General features: G+C 41.6%; 20 protein-coding genes. 3 read left to right on the top strand and 17 right to left on the bottom strand.

The features are described from left to right. Positions 1–17: 17 nt before the first annotated feature. From AC4E8D_RS07815 to AC4E8D_RS07790, 6 genes are all read right to left on the bottom strand, one after another. Positions 18–326, bottom strand: a complete 309-nt coding sequence (locus tag AC4E8D_RS07815; RefSeq protein WP_339307403.1) for a hypothetical protein — start codon at positions 324–326, stop codon at positions 18–20. A 131-nt stretch (positions 327–457) separates the two neighbouring features. Next, positions 458–1,144, bottom strand: coding sequence for a hypothetical protein (locus AC4E8D_RS07810; protein WP_339307401.1), 687 nt, complete (start codon positions 1,142–1,144; stop codon positions 458–460). A gap of 127 nt (positions 1,145–1,271) precedes the next feature. Then, a complete protein-coding gene (locus AC4E8D_RS07805) occupies positions 1,272–1,688 on the bottom strand; it encodes a hypothetical protein (protein ID WP_339183111.1) in 417 nt (138 codons plus the stop codon). Positions 1,689–1,895: 207 nt separating this feature from the next. Continuing rightward, on the bottom strand, positions 1,896–2,261 hold the full coding sequence (locus AC4E8D_RS07800; protein WP_339307399.1) for a hypothetical protein: 366 nt from the start codon (positions 2,259–2,261) through the stop codon (positions 1,896–1,898). Positions 2,262–2,662: 401 nt separating this feature from the next. After that, positions 2,663–2,968, bottom strand: a complete 306-nt coding sequence (locus AC4E8D_RS07795; RefSeq protein WP_490206033.1) for a WXG100 family type VII secretion target — start codon at positions 2,966–2,968, stop codon at positions 2,663–2,665. 1 nt (position 2,969) lies between these two features. Further along, the gene (locus tag AC4E8D_RS07790; protein ID WP_339307395.1) at positions 2,970–4,358 is read right to left on the bottom strand and encodes a lipase family protein; all 1,389 of its coding nucleotides are present in this window, start codon (positions 4,356–4,358) and stop codon (positions 2,970–2,972) included. Positions 4,359–4,440: 82 nt separating this feature from the next. On the opposite strand from AC4E8D_RS07790, the gene AC4E8D_RS07785 reads away from it, so the two are divergent. Beyond that, on the top strand, positions 4,441–4,782 hold the full coding sequence (locus AC4E8D_RS07785; RefSeq protein ID WP_339307393.1) for a hypothetical protein: 342 nt from the start codon (positions 4,441–4,443) through the stop codon (positions 4,780–4,782). Between the two features lie 252 nt (positions 4,783–5,034). On the opposite strand, the gene AC4E8D_RS07780 is transcribed toward AC4E8D_RS07785, so the two are convergent. The 4 genes from AC4E8D_RS07780 to AC4E8D_RS07765 form a co-directional block, all read right to left on the bottom strand. Next, complete coding sequence (locus tag AC4E8D_RS07780) at positions 5,035–6,756, bottom strand: helix-turn-helix domain-containing protein (RefSeq protein ID WP_490206032.1); 1,722 nt, start codon at positions 6,754–6,756, stop codon at positions 5,035–5,037. A gap of 45 nt (positions 6,757–6,801) precedes the next feature. After that, complete coding sequence (locus AC4E8D_RS07775) at positions 6,802–7,578, bottom strand: IucA/IucC family C-terminal-domain containing protein (protein WP_221822539.1); 777 nt, start codon at positions 7,576–7,578, stop codon at positions 6,802–6,804. Between the two features lies 1 nt (position 7,579). Further along, the gene (locus AC4E8D_RS07770; protein ID WP_490206031.1) at positions 7,580–8,620 is read right to left on the bottom strand and encodes an ABC transporter substrate-binding protein; all 1,041 of its coding nucleotides are present in this window, start codon (positions 8,618–8,620) and stop codon (positions 7,580–7,582) included. A gap of 136 nt (positions 8,621–8,756) precedes the next feature. Next, the gene (locus AC4E8D_RS07765; protein ID WP_221822534.1) at positions 8,757–9,050 is read right to left on the bottom strand and encodes a hypothetical protein; all 294 of its coding nucleotides are present in this window, start codon (positions 9,048–9,050) and stop codon (positions 8,757–8,759) included. A gap of 160 nt (positions 9,051–9,210) precedes the next feature. Here AC4E8D_RS07765 and AC4E8D_RS07760 point away from each other — a divergent pair, with 160 nt between their 5' ends. Continuing rightward, positions 9,211–9,582 carry a hypothetical protein gene (locus AC4E8D_RS07760; RefSeq protein ID WP_221822532.1) on the top strand — a complete coding sequence of 124 codons (372 nt, stop codon included), beginning with the start codon at positions 9,211–9,213 and terminating at the stop codon, positions 9,580–9,582. 42 nt (positions 9,583–9,624) lie between these two features. On the opposite strand, the gene AC4E8D_RS07755 is transcribed toward AC4E8D_RS07760, so the two are convergent. From AC4E8D_RS07755 to AC4E8D_RS07745, 3 genes are read right to left on the bottom strand one after another with little or no spacing between them, the layout of a single operon-like run. Continuing rightward, positions 9,625–10,209, bottom strand: coding sequence for a chloramphenicol phosphotransferase CPT family protein (locus tag AC4E8D_RS07755; protein ID WP_490206030.1), 585 nt, complete (start codon positions 10,207–10,209; stop codon positions 9,625–9,627). A 23-nt stretch (positions 10,210–10,232) separates the two neighbouring features. Next, positions 10,233–10,955 (bottom strand): HEAT repeat domain-containing protein, encoded by a 723-nt coding sequence (locus AC4E8D_RS07750; protein ID WP_210107471.1) that lies wholly within the window; start codon positions 10,953–10,955, stop codon positions 10,233–10,235. A 55-nt stretch (positions 10,956–11,010) separates the two neighbouring features. Beyond that, positions 11,011–11,736, bottom strand: a complete 726-nt coding sequence (locus AC4E8D_RS07745; protein ID WP_490206029.1) for a hypothetical protein — start codon at positions 11,734–11,736, stop codon at positions 11,011–11,013. Between the two features lie 141 nt (positions 11,737–11,877). Here AC4E8D_RS07745 and AC4E8D_RS07740 point away from each other — a divergent pair, with 141 nt between their 5' ends. Then, on the top strand, positions 11,878–12,480 hold the full coding sequence (locus tag AC4E8D_RS07740; protein ID WP_336766237.1) for a hypothetical protein: 603 nt from the start codon (positions 11,878–11,880) through the stop codon (positions 12,478–12,480). Positions 12,481–12,549: 69 nt separating this feature from the next. Here the strand turns inward: AC4E8D_RS07740 and AC4E8D_RS07735 are convergent, their stop codons facing one another. The 4 genes from AC4E8D_RS07735 to AC4E8D_RS07720 form a co-directional block, all read right to left on the bottom strand. Further along, entirely contained in the window at positions 12,550–13,029 is a 480-nt protein-coding gene (locus AC4E8D_RS07735) for a hypothetical protein (RefSeq protein ID WP_490206028.1), read from the bottom strand. Positions 13,030–13,144: 115 nt separating this feature from the next. Further along, complete coding sequence (locus AC4E8D_RS07730; RefSeq protein ID WP_449004234.1) at positions 13,145–13,792, bottom strand: DUF3885 domain-containing protein; 648 nt, start codon at positions 13,790–13,792, stop codon at positions 13,145–13,147. Positions 13,793–13,929: 137 nt separating this feature from the next. Next, the gene (locus AC4E8D_RS07725) at positions 13,930–14,259 is read right to left on the bottom strand and encodes a DUF3024 domain-containing protein (protein ID WP_260632869.1); all 330 of its coding nucleotides are present in this window, start codon (positions 14,257–14,259) and stop codon (positions 13,930–13,932) included. 543 nt (positions 14,260–14,802) lie between these two features. Then, complete coding sequence (locus AC4E8D_RS07720) at positions 14,803–15,720, bottom strand: NAD(P)-dependent alcohol dehydrogenase (protein WP_490206027.1); 918 nt, start codon at positions 15,718–15,720, stop codon at positions 14,803–14,805. Between the last annotated feature and the right edge of the window lie 348 nt (positions 15,721–16,068).

Here is a 16,068-nt window from a genome sequence, read left to right as displayed (position 1 = left end):
ACATCCTCCTTCATTCATCACATATATCCATGTTCAGGTTCACCAACATCAAAACCTAATATTTTTGACGCTTCCAACTTGAACGTTTCTATCCATGAAGTCCAATCATCGTTATTCATCTGTGCATAAAATGATAATCCACTAGGCTCAACAGATGCTTCAATAAAGACATCATCCTCTTCGGTTCCAAACCAATGTGGAATTCCACTTTTATAACCAATCCACCCTGGCATCCGCTCATATACTTTAGAAACTTTAGCCCACACCTCATCAGGCATGTCATACCTTATATTTAGGTTGCAATTATGAGAGTTTATGTTGTTCATTTACATTCTCTCCTTCTACCTTAGACGTATATCAAAATTTATCCTATATATATAGGTAAAGTACCACACTTCTCCCACTACTTGATCAAGGATGTATCTCTTGTTCTTTATATACTATTTTCGTTTATAGTTTACCAAATATCTTCTCCCTTTAAGATTTCTTTCGTAGGCTGATCTACAGCTAACCAAGTAGAAATATCCTCTTCTATTTTTCTCTTCCACGCTATTAAAAAATGTACTTGGCATATCTGGTGGGAATCAATCTCTGTCATAGATACTTCAATGCCTTGATCAGAATGTAAGACAAAACTATACTTCTCAAAAGCAGAGTTCAAAGCAAGAGATTTAGGAATCATATCACCTTGGTTTCTTTTTCCCATTATCAGTGGTTCTTCTTGGGTTCCTATGTGTAAGCGGTACTGTTCATTCTCATATTCGACAGCTTCAAGATTTTCTCCCGTGTCAGATCCGTAATCTTCCCAGCCGTATACCTCTATCCACGAAGCAGAAAAGCTACACGTGCTTGTCTGATGATATGCATTGGGTTTGATTCTAAATACGGCTCCCCAGCATTCGTCTACTTCCTGAGGTGAAGAAGGATTATGGTTCAGATTACAGAGCACTAACTCGCAATCAAACGAGTCGTAGTAATATTGGTAGAGTGATCCGCCATGTTTGAGCTGAGCACAGTGACTAGGAAGATAAAATTCGCTGGAGACAGCAAGAGAAAGTTCAATTGTTCCAAGAGGCGTATCTATTGAAGGTTTTATAAGATCAGTCCCTTGAATTAAGGCTTCTTTTCCACGAAAAAGCTTCATTATATCCCTCCTTATAGTCTTTCACTTAACTTCGTGAATCAGCGGTAATGCATCGTTATACCATACATTCTTTCAACATCTCTTCAAATCACTTCACATTAGCTCTCGCCTTCGTAAGAGTTACCTTCTAATCTTGATAATTTAAAAAGTATTTATTATATAGGTTGGGCTCCATTTCTTTTATTCTAATTCCATTCTCTCCTGCATCATCTATCCCTCTTATGTAGAAAAGACACTTAAAATTTTTATCAAAGACAATACAAGAAAAGTCCCAGTCTTGGTACCTATAATGATCTAATAAATCTTTCTTCGATTTGATATATGGTATAAAACTCATCTTATTTGAATTATCGATAATTTGTATCACATTATCTAACTTTAATATTTTATTTTTAGATAAGTAGGTATCGAGATCTTCTTCATGGTAAATGTCTAAAAATAAAATAGAATTATCTTCTATTAGTAATTCATCTAAAACTTTCGTGATATTACAATTTAGAATCTTAAAGTATGGAGGCGTTTTGATAATCTGTAATGGTTCCATCAGTTCTCCCCAAAAAGTTTTATTGATAACTTGTATCTACAAACCCTCACTACCCTTAAGAGTCCAGCGACTTGCCGCAATTCAGTAAGGTAGTGCATGGTTACCTGCTGACTCCATTTCTTCGAATATCCTCTATAGACCAAGAAGTGAAAGCAACACGGCGTAGATATGTTGTTATTAAGATATTAATTTCCTTACAAGAAATACTCATAGATTATATTTCGTTTTCATTCTTTCATATAACTTATAATCCGCATTTCTATTTACAATCTCTCCAATTAACTCTTTCCATTTGTTTTCAATCCACTTAGGACTTTGTTCTTTCAGAATATCCTCGTTAAATTGACTATCGATATACTCCAAATCTTGTTTAAGCACTCCAATATCCTTAATCAGTTGATTTCTCGATTCTTTTTCTAGCGATACCTTATTCGATAAAATGTCGTCTGTGATTTCAACACTTATATACGTATACATATCTTTAAACACATTATAGATTAAATCGGTTGATGATAATTGAACTTCCTTGAAGTCGGAATTCAGAAATACAAATGATTCTTCACCAACTTTCAACCTCCTACTAGTGCCTGAACTACATATATGATAACCCATATTGTTACATTTACGAAAGGAAATTGGCGAATAAAGGAGATTTATTAGTTTACTCAACCCCTTATCCAATCGATCCAATGAGCTTTAAATACGATGAATATATGCAGGGTTTTACAGAATGCGAGTACGCAGTGGAACCTTTCATTATAGTAATAAAACAAAAAGGTCCTTTTTCATCCCATAGGGAATCCGAAGACCTTCCGATGCATTTGGAACCTATCAACTTTAAAAAAGGTAGAGCGTATCGCTTCGCCACATCATCTGAATGTCATAACTTCGTGGATTGATATTCAGGCTTTCTACATTACAACCCTGTGCCGATCTTTGTTGCTGCAGAATCTGCATACCACTGTTCGAATATCTCAGCTCAGCAAGCAGTGCTCCCTCCGGTCTCTGAAGTCCTCACGGTCAGCTTCCTCCATTCTGTGAATGTATCGTCGCAATGCTTCTTTATGCGCCTCCAATTCATCCATTCGGCTGAATGTCCCGTTCAGGAAAGATTGCATTTTGAATCCTAGCGTTGTGGCAGCATTTCCTGCCCAATCTTGCTCCAGTCTACTATGTATTGAACGCATCTTCTGCTCCTGCTGCACTAAGCGCTCCTGCAACTGCTCACATTGCTGAACGGCTCTTCTCAGATCGGATAAAGATACCGATATTCTTCCCATGTCAATTACCTCCCGTTAAGAACTGGTCTGCTTGAACGAAATCTTCGTGCTTGCGTTCAATGTACTCGGCAATCTCGCTGATGGATTCCTGATACCAACGGTTAATTCGTTCCAGTGTCGCCGTAGCTTCGTAAGCGATTGACGTGAAGGAATGGCTTTCACTTGTGGAAGTATAAGCCTCGAACATTCGGATGGAAGCTTGTGCATCATTGGAAAACCCGCTCAGACTAAGGCGCATTTCCTTGGCTGCCTGTGCCAATTCCTCCGGCGTTAGTCGGATTGTCCCACCACCTTGACCTGACTTTCCATTGGATACAGCCGCAATCAAGGGAGCCACAAACCCTCCAACGATGTTTGACAAAGCCATCCGTGATTCCTGATAAGCATTCCAGCGTGGTGAGATGTCAATTTGTTTCCCCGTGGCGCGATCGATAAGTGGACCGTCCAAGTTTCCCTGTTCATCAAACTGATACTGGTTCATCGAGTGATATCCTTTGCCTTCTTCCTTGGAAAACGAGTCCATCAATCGAACAATATTACCGACCTGAAACTTGTCTAGGTCGATATCAATTGGGAAATTGTATGTTACTAACGGGCCGCTGGGCCCCATCGGACTAATCGGCACCATGAGCTGGAATTGCAGTCTCCAGTTTTGGTACATCGCATTGGCCGAGTCAAAATCCTGGCCTTTGTAGTACGTGCTGCCAACATGTCTGTCATATTCAAAAAGTCCTCCTGCACCTACTGAATCGTTTGGCTGAACGATGTTTACCACTTTTTTATCATAGTAACCTTCGTTCACTTTCGCCAAGCTTGCATCGTCCAGCAGATTGGTTACACTCGGAGCACTGTATGTCATGGCCGACAAATCCTGTCGCGCTGCCACATATTGCGCTAAACCACCTCCAAGCGAATGTCCCGTAAGAGAGATACTTTCGTCAGGATATTTTGCTTTGACTTGTTCATAAAGTACTTCCGCCTGATGAAATTGGTTGTTCTCCCAATCGATATCGTCCTTAATGGATTGAATAAAACTTTTCTTGAAAATGTTATGATGATTAGGATCAGTTACGGCATCCTCCAGTTCTCTGGTACGTCCACCTAAAACATCGAACACATCTGTTTCGTAATCGGCCGCTCTACCAAGCCAGCTCCCATCTGGCTCCGTTCCGCGGTAACCGATGACAATCTGATTCGTCTGATTGTTGTGGAGGATGACGGAATCAAAACCCGACACTTTATTGTGGAGCTTAGCACCTTCAGGTTCAATGACCTTCCATTGTGCATAATCACCCTCCTCCGTAAGGGATGTTCCAGCAGTAACGTTTTTCTGGTAGGCTAAGTCAGATATTTCCTTATACAACTCATCGCTAATGTAATCGTTCCGCATAAGTACCTCCTGAATTGAACATTTCAATATGATTATGTAAACTAGTGATAATTCAATCTTTATAGTATATTAATACCAGTATATGAAAGTAGAGGTGTCCCTTTTGAGAAAACCTTTCTTCCTGTTTGTAATCTTAATTATCTCATCTTTCTTGCTTGGAGCATGTGCCTCCAAAGAGGAAAAGATGATTGTATCCTCCGCCGAGAAGTTCGCTGCAAATTATATTCTCGAAAAGTACGGTGAAACCGTTCGTTTTACGGAGTATAGATTCTCTCCTCCCGATTTAAGCAAGTCGTTAGGCCTCCACGGCTACATTGAAGGCGATAAGAAAAAGAAGGTATTTGTTTTCGTGAACTACGATCCTTTAAGTATTAAGACACTATCACTTCCTGAAGGTATATCCAAAAAATCAAATTCCAAATAGAGAGTTGAAGTTATTTTTAAAACGATCAATCTATATAAACAATTTGAAACTATAGGGAATATATGGATTGTATCTTTCGTCAATTACTTCTGTCAACGTTCTCAGTAACAATAAAATGAAGAAACAAATGCGATCTACATAATAGAATGACTGCATTCTTAACTATGATACATCTCTGTTTGAAGAAGTTCTCCACTAATTCGATGAACTCTGAATATACTGAAATAAGGGGAGTAATTGTATAACTCCCCCTCACCCCAACAACGCCTGCTCGATCTGACCCACAATCCCATTAACACCTATCGGCCCATAACAGCCGATCCATGTTGCAGCATCAACAGAGTGTACACACTGTTGCTCACCCCCATCCAGCATTTCCAAAACCCTCGTCTCTGTCGCAGATATCCCATCCTGCATAAGCTCATTACTCAGCAAAAAGTAGTGGCTAGCTTGTACTGCAGGTAATCTCTCAACCGAGATATGATAGGCCGTGTCGGTGGTATCTGCAACAAATAACGGAACGGGCAGACCCAGATCCCGGTACAACACAGCGCCTGTGCGATGAGCAGCAGAATGGACGCGCACGAGGGAATCGAGTGGACGAATCAATGCCACACTTTTTCCTGCCAGTACAGAGGACAATTCCTCGGACAGCAAAGCTGTTCGGCGATGATAATTCGCAATAATCTGCTTGGCCTCTGCTCGCTTGCCTGTCAGTTCACCGAATAGACTCAGGATGGTCTGCCAGTTTTCATTACGCTTGAACATGAGCACTGGAGCGATCTGGCTTAACCGTTCATGATGCTGATCATGCACCTCGGTGCAAATAATCAGATCCGGCGCAAGTCGCTCTACTGCCGGGAGATCGGGGTATTCATACGTACCAAGTAATGCTGTATGCTGGAGTCCTGCCCGGAGTGATGGAGGGAACGTTAACACGGTACTTCCTAGTCCGACACTTCCTACCGGAGACAAGCCCAGTGCAAGCAAATGATCAGCATATTGCACATCGAGGACAGCGATACGCTGTGGTATTTCGGTGACGGTGTACTCCCCGCGCATATGGCAGATGACCGGGCCTTCGGCTGATTCATAGGAAGAAGCTGTACGATTTTGCAGCAAAGCATTCGCATAGTCTGCATCTCTTCTCGAAGCGGCGGCATGCCGGTAATGTAGCGGTGGGACGCCATGATATTTTTTAAATGCTCTGCTGAAGTAATACATATCGCGATAGCCCATTTTGTCCGCAATTTCACCGATGGAGGCATCCGTGTGACATAGCATGCGTGAGGCACTTTCCATACGCAGCTGAATGACGTATTCCATCGGTCCAAGCTGCTTCTCTTGTTTGAATCGTCGTTGCAGTTGTCTTACACTACAGCCCGCCAGGGCTGCCAGCTCTTTTAGCTCCAAGTTTTGACGATAGTGCGATGTGATATAAGAAGCGACTACATCCACCATGTCGGACTCCGCTCCCCCTTGACCACGTTCATACTCCATGATCAGCTCGTAGATCATTCCTTGGAGCAAAGCGTTGGCATAAAAACGTTCCAGTCCTTCACCGCGGCGCCATTTGGCAACGATTTTCTCGGCATTTTCGATCCATTCCGCATGGGCTGCCGAGTTTTGAACAAATGACCTGCGCAGCGGATGCTTGCGATATGAAGGCACAACAAGAGAGGCTCCCTCTATGGAAGAAGCCTTGTACATAATAACAATATAATGAATGTCCTCTGATCTGGCCGTCAGCGTAAAGGATGATCCCTTCACCACATGACAGGCAAAAGAAGCTCCAATGTGGCTATCCTCGCCATTCATTGCAAGCTCCCCTTCCCCTCCATATGCCAGCAGCAGCACATTTGAAGTTAAATCCGTTTCGTGTAAAACGCTGCCTGTCTGCAAAGTACCGCTATACCCATCAAGCATCTTGATCGTTGTATCACTCCATAGACTTGTCTGTTCTTGCAGCGGCATTTTTCTCATCTCCTGACAATAGCAAAGGTAAAGTTGTTGCTGTTGTCATTTTAGTTGAGATTCTTTCTCATTGTCAATTTTCGGACATTTGAGACAATATTCGCCTGACATCTGGTAATAGAAACAGCAGGTAATCCGCTCGCTTTTGGCAACATGCACATTGTCCTTACAATCGGTGAAGCGGGTTAACGGATTCTTCCTCTCACCAAACACTTCCCCGGATGCCACCTGCGTCAGATATGAAAAGTCCTCTCGAATGATCTTACTTTCCTGCTCAGTCTCGGCTTCATCAGGAGCGAATAGTCGGCCGATACGTACCATGATATTCTCCCAGAGAATACTCATCGAAAGAGGCGCAATCGCAGCAAGCGTCTTTAACAGGGGTGTAAGCTGTCCCGCAAAAATCTCCTCGAGCACCTTTTCCCGCCACGCTGCCCTGTCTCCCGTTATTCCTTCTGCCTGAAGCCCGTTCACCGCTAGAAAAGGAAATCGTGTACCGCCCTCATGATCTGAGAGCGCCGGATGATAGAGAAAGCTGTTCTCCAGCTGAAAAGAAACATGCTGATGATGAAAAGTCATCGCGGTCACCAGCGGAGCCGTCCACAGATAACCGATTCGCTTGGCTAACATCGAAGCGGCTACCTTCATGTCAGGCGCATCGATGTACTCCTGTAACCAACTGATATACTCTCGGCATGCCGCTTCGTCATGCAACTCACTTAGAGCAATGGTACGGACACTATGTTCAGGCGGCTTACCGAGCAAGATCGAATGATCCTCCACTGTCTCTTTCCATAAGTCTGTCGAGAGATACTGGTTCATATTAATTCGATCCGAGCAGGGCTTCCGATGCCTGATCTACAATAAGATTAATCGCAAGAGGTCCGTAATATGCAATCCACAATGTTGAGTTAACGTCATACGTGCGGTTATTTTTCACAGCATCAAGAGACTGCCATACCGGATTGTTCACCATCGCCTCCGCTTCTGCCGCAAACAGTTCATCCGACAGCACAAAATAACGATCTGCCCCGATCTCAGGCACTTTTTCCATCGAGATTTCTACGGAACCATCTTCATTAATCTCCTGTACCAAAGCAGGCATCTTCAGCCCCAAGTCATTGTACATAATACCGCCAATGCGGTGCTCAATACCGTGAACACGAATTCCTTCTTTTCGTGGACGAATGATCGCCACCGTTTCATCACCCAGCTTCTCTGACAATTTTGTCTTCAGCCCGGCAATTTTGTCTTCATACGCTGTACGCACTTTCTCTGCCTCGTCCTGCTTGTCTGTAATCTGAGCTACTGTAGCTAACGTCTCCCGCCAATCTTCGTAGAAATCGAGTACGAGGGTAGGTGCAATTTTGCTTACACTTTCATACTGTTTCTCCTGGAAGTCGGTCATGATGATCAGATCGGGGTCGAGTGCAACAATCGCTTCCAAGTTAGGCTCGTCCCGTGTACCCAGAACCTGTACACCACTCGGTTGATCGCCTAAGTATTCTGGATAATCGGTGTTGCCTCCAGCGATAACACTACCTGCTGGCTTCTCGCCAACGGCTAACATTTGATCCAGAAACTTAACATCAAGCACTGCAATTTTCTGTGGTTTTTCGTTTAGAGTGATGTCACCCTTCATGCCCTTGATCGTTACGGGAAAAGCTCCGTCCGTCTGTGTTTCCGCATTCGCAGGTGTCTCCGCTGGTGTTGCCGCAGATTGCTTACTGCTATCTGTACCTGTTGCGGCACCGCAAGCCGTCAGGACTAGAATAAGGGCCAACATCAAGCCCATGAGTAATCGTGATTTATGAGCAGCATATGCCTTACTTCCGGCAACCTGCCTATTTGTTCCTTGATTCATGATGAATCCCCCTTATGTATAATACTGATAATGATTTTCATTATCGAAACATAAAGAGAGTATATACGATCTCTGTATTGCGTTACCATGTACTTTTGCGACATTTCATCCGGACTAATGCGACATCGTAATCCGCTTATCCGCCCTTTAATGTTTCAGTGATATATGCTTGCAGTCTGTAAATGTCTGAAAGAAGCTCTTCTTCTTCTGGCGTATTTCCATACTCCCCTAGCCAGCGTGGTGTGCGGATATGCCACTCGCTAGACATGTATTGCTTTTCATCCTGGTACACTAGAATGTGCTCCAAGAAATATTCTAAAGAGCCGAAGGATTGTTTATGACTATCGTTGATAATGGATTGTGTTTGTTCGATGATCGCGTGTAACATGTGTTGGATATGATCTTCTGGATTCTTAGCGTTAATTTCCATCGGTGACCTCCACCTATCTCTACAAAAAAATGAATTAGTATATTATTTAAATGAGCCTAATATTTCTAAACGTTGAATTCTGTTCTGATTAAATATTATAAATCGATGCCCAATGAGTGTTGAGACATCGATTCCTATCATCTAATTATGGAGGTGAATAATGAGTATGCGACCAAGCATGAAGTATGGCATTATTGTTGGTGCAGTTTTTATTATCGTTGTTCCTATTATCATTGGATTTTATATGTTGAACAAAGTTGTCGATCCTGACGAGACAATGGTTACGAGAACTGAAGTTTCTCCTGAGCTTATTACTATACAAGGTGGATTTGCAGACAGTATTAGCAGATATCACGGCTACTACCTCTCACATCATAACAATTCACTTTACATTCAGATTAAAGGCAGTAAACTTCCTATCGGTGGTAGTAAAGACTTCACAATTTCATTTTCTAATACTTATGGGAATGTTGATGAAATCTACTTATTAGGTCCTGGCAACGCTAAGAAAAAGATTTGGCCGCACCCCTAACTTTCATTGGAATGGATCTCATATGATCTGACGCAAACAGCCTCAGTCTCTTCTGCTTAATTTCTTAAATGCCGAGTATTCCTGATCAGACTTCATATAACTTAATATCTTATCCGCACATGCAGCTGAGCTAAGCTCTTCCGTATTCACTTCCAGATCATATTCATCATAAGAGTAGATGTAGTCGAACTGGGAATGGGCAAGTCCAATCTCGCGATCTCCCCTGCTCTGCTCTCTTCTGGTGAGTTCCTCTTTCGAGCACTGCACACCTACAAACAAAATCGGATAATCCGATAGTAAATCATAAAAACCGTTAAACCACTTGTCATTGCTGATGACCGTATCCACGATGACATTCAAACCCATCTCCGAAAACAGCTTAATGGTTGCACAGTACAACGAATTGATGGGGTCGAACAGGATATCTGTCATCACATGGTGTTCCACTTCTCTTGTTGGTTTCATATCTGGATATGTAGTGTCGATGAATTGATCATAATTATGCAGAAATTGATCTACAGATAGATGATGAAACGGAATGTCTCCCTGATTTTTCATTTCCATCGCAATGCTTGTCTTCCCCGAACTTGACGTTCCGTTCAAAAATATAATGAGTCCTCGTTCCATATCGATCACCCTTATCATTAGATTTATTTTATCTTATTTTCTTTTCGTTGTTCTCTCATTTTGGCTAATGCTCGTTTGGCCGCTAGTTTCCCATTATGCATTCCTTTTTTGGAGACTTCTACTAATTTTTCTCTAGCCGGCGTGTAACGATGGAACCCCATAATCTGGCATGCTCTCTCTTGAACATACATATCTTCATCATCTATATATTTCATCAGAGAATCCAGATGGCTTTGCGGGGTTAATGCCATAATGCAATAAATGTACTGACAACGAACATCCTCATTTAATCGTGGATCAGACTCAATTACATCGTTCAATTCATGAATACAACTTAAGTCTTCATTCATTTGATCTCTACTAAGTTCAATATCGCTGGGATAGTCTTTCTTCAATTCATCCCAATCCTGATGAGGATTTCGTTCCAGTTCACGTATGAATGAGCCTGCACTTCTATATGCTGGAGCTATATCCGTCTCCTCATGGCTGATATAACTTATCCTGTACTGGCATGCACCTTCCACATGTAAGCCTATGTAGTTCGAATGATCATCTGTCCATAAAGGAATCATATTGTGGTACACCTCTATTCCAGCCATATCATCCAATGATTCAACGATCTCGTCGCGCTGCATTAATCGGAGAAAAAACTTGTAATCCTTCTGTTTCTGAAGATGAACTTCTAACTCCTCAACGATTGTAGCAGGTAAAGTAATACCGCGTCTGTTATATAGATCAGCAAACATATTTTGTCCCCTCCACAATTCATACCATATCAATTATACAAACAATCGTAACGTTTTAACGTTTACCAATGTATAGCTTCGTTTGTGTCCAATGAAGATTATAGCCATAGCAGTATAGCTCAAAGTATGGATATAAGCAGTTTTCCGCCTCTTGCAAACCTTGATAACGGGGCCATTGCAAGTAATAGGCTACCCAATAATCGCAAGCGATGGAATAGTAGGCTTCGCTCAATATTTCGATAGCTTCATTGTAATCTTTGCGTGAGCGAAGTAGGTCACCAAGTGCATCGTAAACGACCTCGCTATCCTCTTCATCCGTGCCTTGAATCAGTCCTTGTTCTAACTTGCTAATTTCCCCTGGTGGTAGTGCAACCACTTCCTTTACACACGCCAAAGCCCCGTATGCTTTCTTAGCTACGTCTGCTAGTTCATCATCCTCCGGCACCATGGAGAACAGACTCTTCAATCTTTGAATTAGTTCTTCCCCTAGACCACGGAGCGTTTCCTCGGAAGCATCCTCATGTCCACCATTGAAATAACCCGGCACATATTCGCCAGCGAATTCCTCTGGATTCAACATCTCATAGATCAGACGTATTCTGTCCAGAAAACACTGGCTCTCTGGAATCGGCTCAAACACACGTTCAATCCCTGCTCCCGATGGCATAAACCATTGAAAAAATCCGTAGAGATGGTCTGCCTCAACCTGTTCATCATCTTCTCGCTCAATATCTTCTCCGCCCATCGATAATAAATAGCGGCCATATTCTTGTTGATCCATTCGTACCATCTCCTCGTTTGTTCCACCGCTTTACCACTTTTAGTTTGGCACAACCAATTTACAATAATTTTCAAATATGTGTATAGTAGAAATGAAGCAAAATACTTTCAATATACTAAATCTAACAGAGAGGATGAGATCATGTCTTTTTTCAAAAAGAAGGTTGTTCTAGTCTCTTTATTCGTATTGGCTATCTCTGCTGGTGCAATCGCTTACGTAAATGGTCAATCGAAACCGGACGTGCCCATTCATAAAGTCGTCAACCTTTCAGCCAACTCTTTAATATTTCATGAAATAGATAAGCTGGATGCGTTTGCTGAACTGATCGTTATTGGTTATGCAACAGAAGATTTCAGAGATCGAGAGCATGTTATTACTGCATTTGAGGATGGGACCATGCAATCCTTTCACACCAACACAAACATCAAGATTGAAAAGATATTGAAGAAACCCGAAGATTTCCCTTCAGATCAGAACGAATTGACAATCATCGAACCCGTTAGCCTGGAAGGAGACGTCAAATATACAGCTAATGACTATGTAGAATTGCAGAAGGGTGATAAAAGTGTGCTTTTCTTGATGAAAAACTCCTTTGGTAATTATGGATTAATCAATGATAACTTAGGCAAATTCAGCCTTGAAGGGATAACTCAATATAGTGTGTCTCAATCCTCCACTGCACAAGCGTTAACAGAATATGAAACTTTCCGGGACTCCGTTATGGAGAAGTACCATTTGAATTAAGGTTTTATCATACAACACTCATCCCTTTAACAGTTGTCTTAATCACCAGTAATAGCAGTCCTCTTCTATCTATTGCACTTCTTTATCTAGGCTTACGTCAAAGGATGAAGTTATCGATTTTTGTCTATAATCATTGGGTATCACTTTAATCTCCACATTTAGATGTATAGATTCAGGAAGATTCATTTCAGTTATATTCTCATGACCAATGAAGTAATGATGCTTTTCATTCAGTTCTATTAAACCTCCACCTGTTGAGCCAGAAGTTGAAATCAAATGTCCGTCACGATAAAGCTCACAAGCAATATTATATTCCTCCAAGCTGAACCCTCTCACTTCATATCCAACCTTGATTTGATTTTCCGTGTAATCAGCATTTCGTAAACTGATCTTACTGCCATCCACCATTTGAGTCTGAATTGCAATATTTGCTTCGGGCATCTCCGGTTTCCTTAATAGATAGCCTACTTTCAGGTACCATATAACTCCTAATACAACTACAGCAAGTACAATCATAACAATGAGTAACTTCTTTTCTTTGTTATCCATAATCCTAACTCCTTACATCTGAACACCCTTGAAGTTCTTTCCAAACCTGTGTTTCAAATAATACATTATCCCTGCGCGATCAACATCAGAAAATTATCTTGGATCATCCACCCCATTATCCTAGAAATACATTGTTAATTCTGGCTCGATCATAATCTAAAATCCAACCATTAAATTCTTTATAAATATCCATTAGCTCTTCTCTTGATGCTGAAATAACATCGCAACCTCTATCATCATAGATATGAAATATCGTTTTCTTACTAATATTAATGAAATACACCCTATGATAAATCATTGGCTTAATTCCAACATCATGATTACATATAGCTCTGATTAACTGATTATATTTCAAGTCCTCAACTCTACATTTAGTCCAGTACCTATACATGTTGTTCCTTGGGTCTGGGATTTCATCCGGTTCACAATCCAAACCTGAAAGTATCTCAAGTCTCAAGGCTCTAATCGGCTCTTTCTTCTTGATATATTTCCTATACAGGTTCAACTTCTTCACTTTGTGTTTAGGCTTATCTGCAAAATAAGCTTGAGTTATTAATAGGACTTCATCTTCTTGATTATGAAGAGCCTTAAATAATTCAAGTGATCGATAATAAACTCGTTCCATGTAATGCTCCGTATTCATTCCAAACATCAGAGGATTGCCAAGTTCGAATCGTATTGCAACATCCCAATCATAGAAAAGAGGCGGTTTTTCCAATGTTAGGTTTGGAAAATGCTCTGCCAGGTATGTCTTCAGGTCCATTCTGTGGCCTCCAAATTCTCTTTAAAGATGAATGCCAGCTAAAGAATGAATCCGTCTCTTCAATGGTTTCAAGTTTGACATTCATATCTTTTAATGTTAATTATCTTACTCAACTCTCCAACTCTTTTTTCGAAAAATTAATTCCAGAACATTCCGTTATGACCTTCGTCAACGATCTTGAGTTGTGTTTCAAAATCTTCGTTCGGTTCGATATCATCGATGAAATGCCATCTGCCTTTACTGTCCTGCCAATACACTTTCCATGCCTTCTCATCCAATCTGAACTGTGCTACCGGCATCTGTACCCATTGCTCGCTTCGAAAGGCTTGCCTTTCTTCAATCAACGTCACATGATTTCCTCTGATTTTATAACTTATCTTCATCTGGCTTTTCACGTGCTCGGGTACTGCATTTTGGGTGTAATTATCCATAATCTTTTGAATGCGCTTCTTAGTAAAATCATCCATTTTCTATAGCTCTCCTGCCCTAATCGGTTTTGGTTTAATTATATCACGATGTTTTCTCAGACCTAAATGATGCTTTTAGTGATGTAAAAGGTAAAACGGAGCGCGGCTTATACAATGGCAAGCCGTGTCAGGGTGAGGTGCTGCGTACAATGGGTGCAGCACCTCATAGGGTTGCACCGCGTTTTAATAACCGCGGTGCTCATCATTCCAGCAGCATTACGGTGGACTACGCCGTGATGCATGCAATAAAAGCGCCACGACCGCATAGTCGTAGCGCTTCTCTCTGCTGCATGTCGCCAATTGGCCATGCAAGCTAACCCCAGAGCCGTTGCATTTACATGGAAGCGGCTTTACGCTCCCAGCAGCAGCATGTAATACTGCGCCTGATGCCCTTCATGCTGCATAAGATCCATCCCCATAGATCAGTGGCTTTACTCTCCTGTGGTATCGCAGGGATTGACCTTTTCCTCAGCCGATCTTCAGCACCTTTTTCCCTAAAACATGGCCTCAGCGTAAAGCTGATTCCTATATACATCCTTCATTCTATCTGACCGTTATTGCCACATTGCCTCTCTTACGCCCGGTATCCACATATCGGTGGGCCTCCACAATTTCATCCAAAGCATAGGTTCGATCAATGATCGGTTTTAGTTTGTTTTCCTCAATCAACTCTATGAGAAAGAGTAAATCGGCTTCTTCCATTTTCGGAAGTCGACTGTTGTTTAGAAAAACACCATTGGCTGTTAGGATTTTTTGGCATTTTGAGGGTTTGGCTTTTATTACGGCATCATAAACGATATCGTATTTAGTTTCTGATTGCGTAAAGTCTTCTTCGGTATAATCAATTACTTTATCCGCTCCTATAGATTCTACCAATCCAAAATTACTTTTACTGCACACCGCTGTGACTTCTGCCCCATAGTATTTCGCAAGTTGAATCGCATACGTCCCTAGGCTGCCGGATGCTCCATTGATCAATATTTTCTGACCTGGCTTGATTTTTGCTTTTTGCAAATTTTTCAAAGCTGTAAGTGCTCCCGATGGAACGACCGCAGCTTCTTCGTAGGATAAATGGTTGGGCTTTATTGCAACCATTCCTTTTTTTTCCCCGGTTCCGTTTTTCACTTTTTCAGGTAAACAAATGTATTCGGCATAACCCCCACAAAACCCTGTAAGTCCAAAGACCTTGTCTCCTTCCTTAAAGGATTGTACGTCTTTCCCTACCGACTCAATCACACCGGATATTTCCAGGCCAAGTATTAAATTTTTCCTGGGCTTGAGCATGCCGAATACAAGTCTCACCAAGAATGGATCAGCTCTTCGAATACGGGTATCACCAATATGTGCAGTGGCTGCAAAAACTTTAATTAAAACCTCATCGTCTTTCGGTTTAGGCTTTTCCATCTCTTTCATCTGTAGCACTTCTGGCGGTCCGTAATTGGTGCAAATCACAGCTTTCATATGAACCCTCCTTAGTGTTTCTCTGTCTGGCTCGATCATTGTTTATACATCAGCAGCCATACGTTGAGCCTCTTTTAACGTTCGAATTGGTTGGACCATGTTTGGGATTGATGTGACTTCAATAAATATGCTTCAGGGCCTGTTTTTAGTGCTATTCTAATATTCCGTTCATCTTCCAAATGTTGTTCACATCATCCTATCCATTGAGATCACATCCCAAATAACAGCCGCAAACTTTGATAAAACGGAGCATTTTTTCAACTGTACCATGATCTCGAACCGATAACCGTATTATTGATGCAGTAATATGTAAATCAACTTAAAGTAGGCCTTCATTTAAACTGTACC

Source organism: Paenibacillus sp. SRL342 (assembly GCF_984798905.1).
The sequence above is the reverse complement of the archived record's forward strand: the minus strand, read 5'-3'. Positions and strand labels throughout refer to the sequence as shown.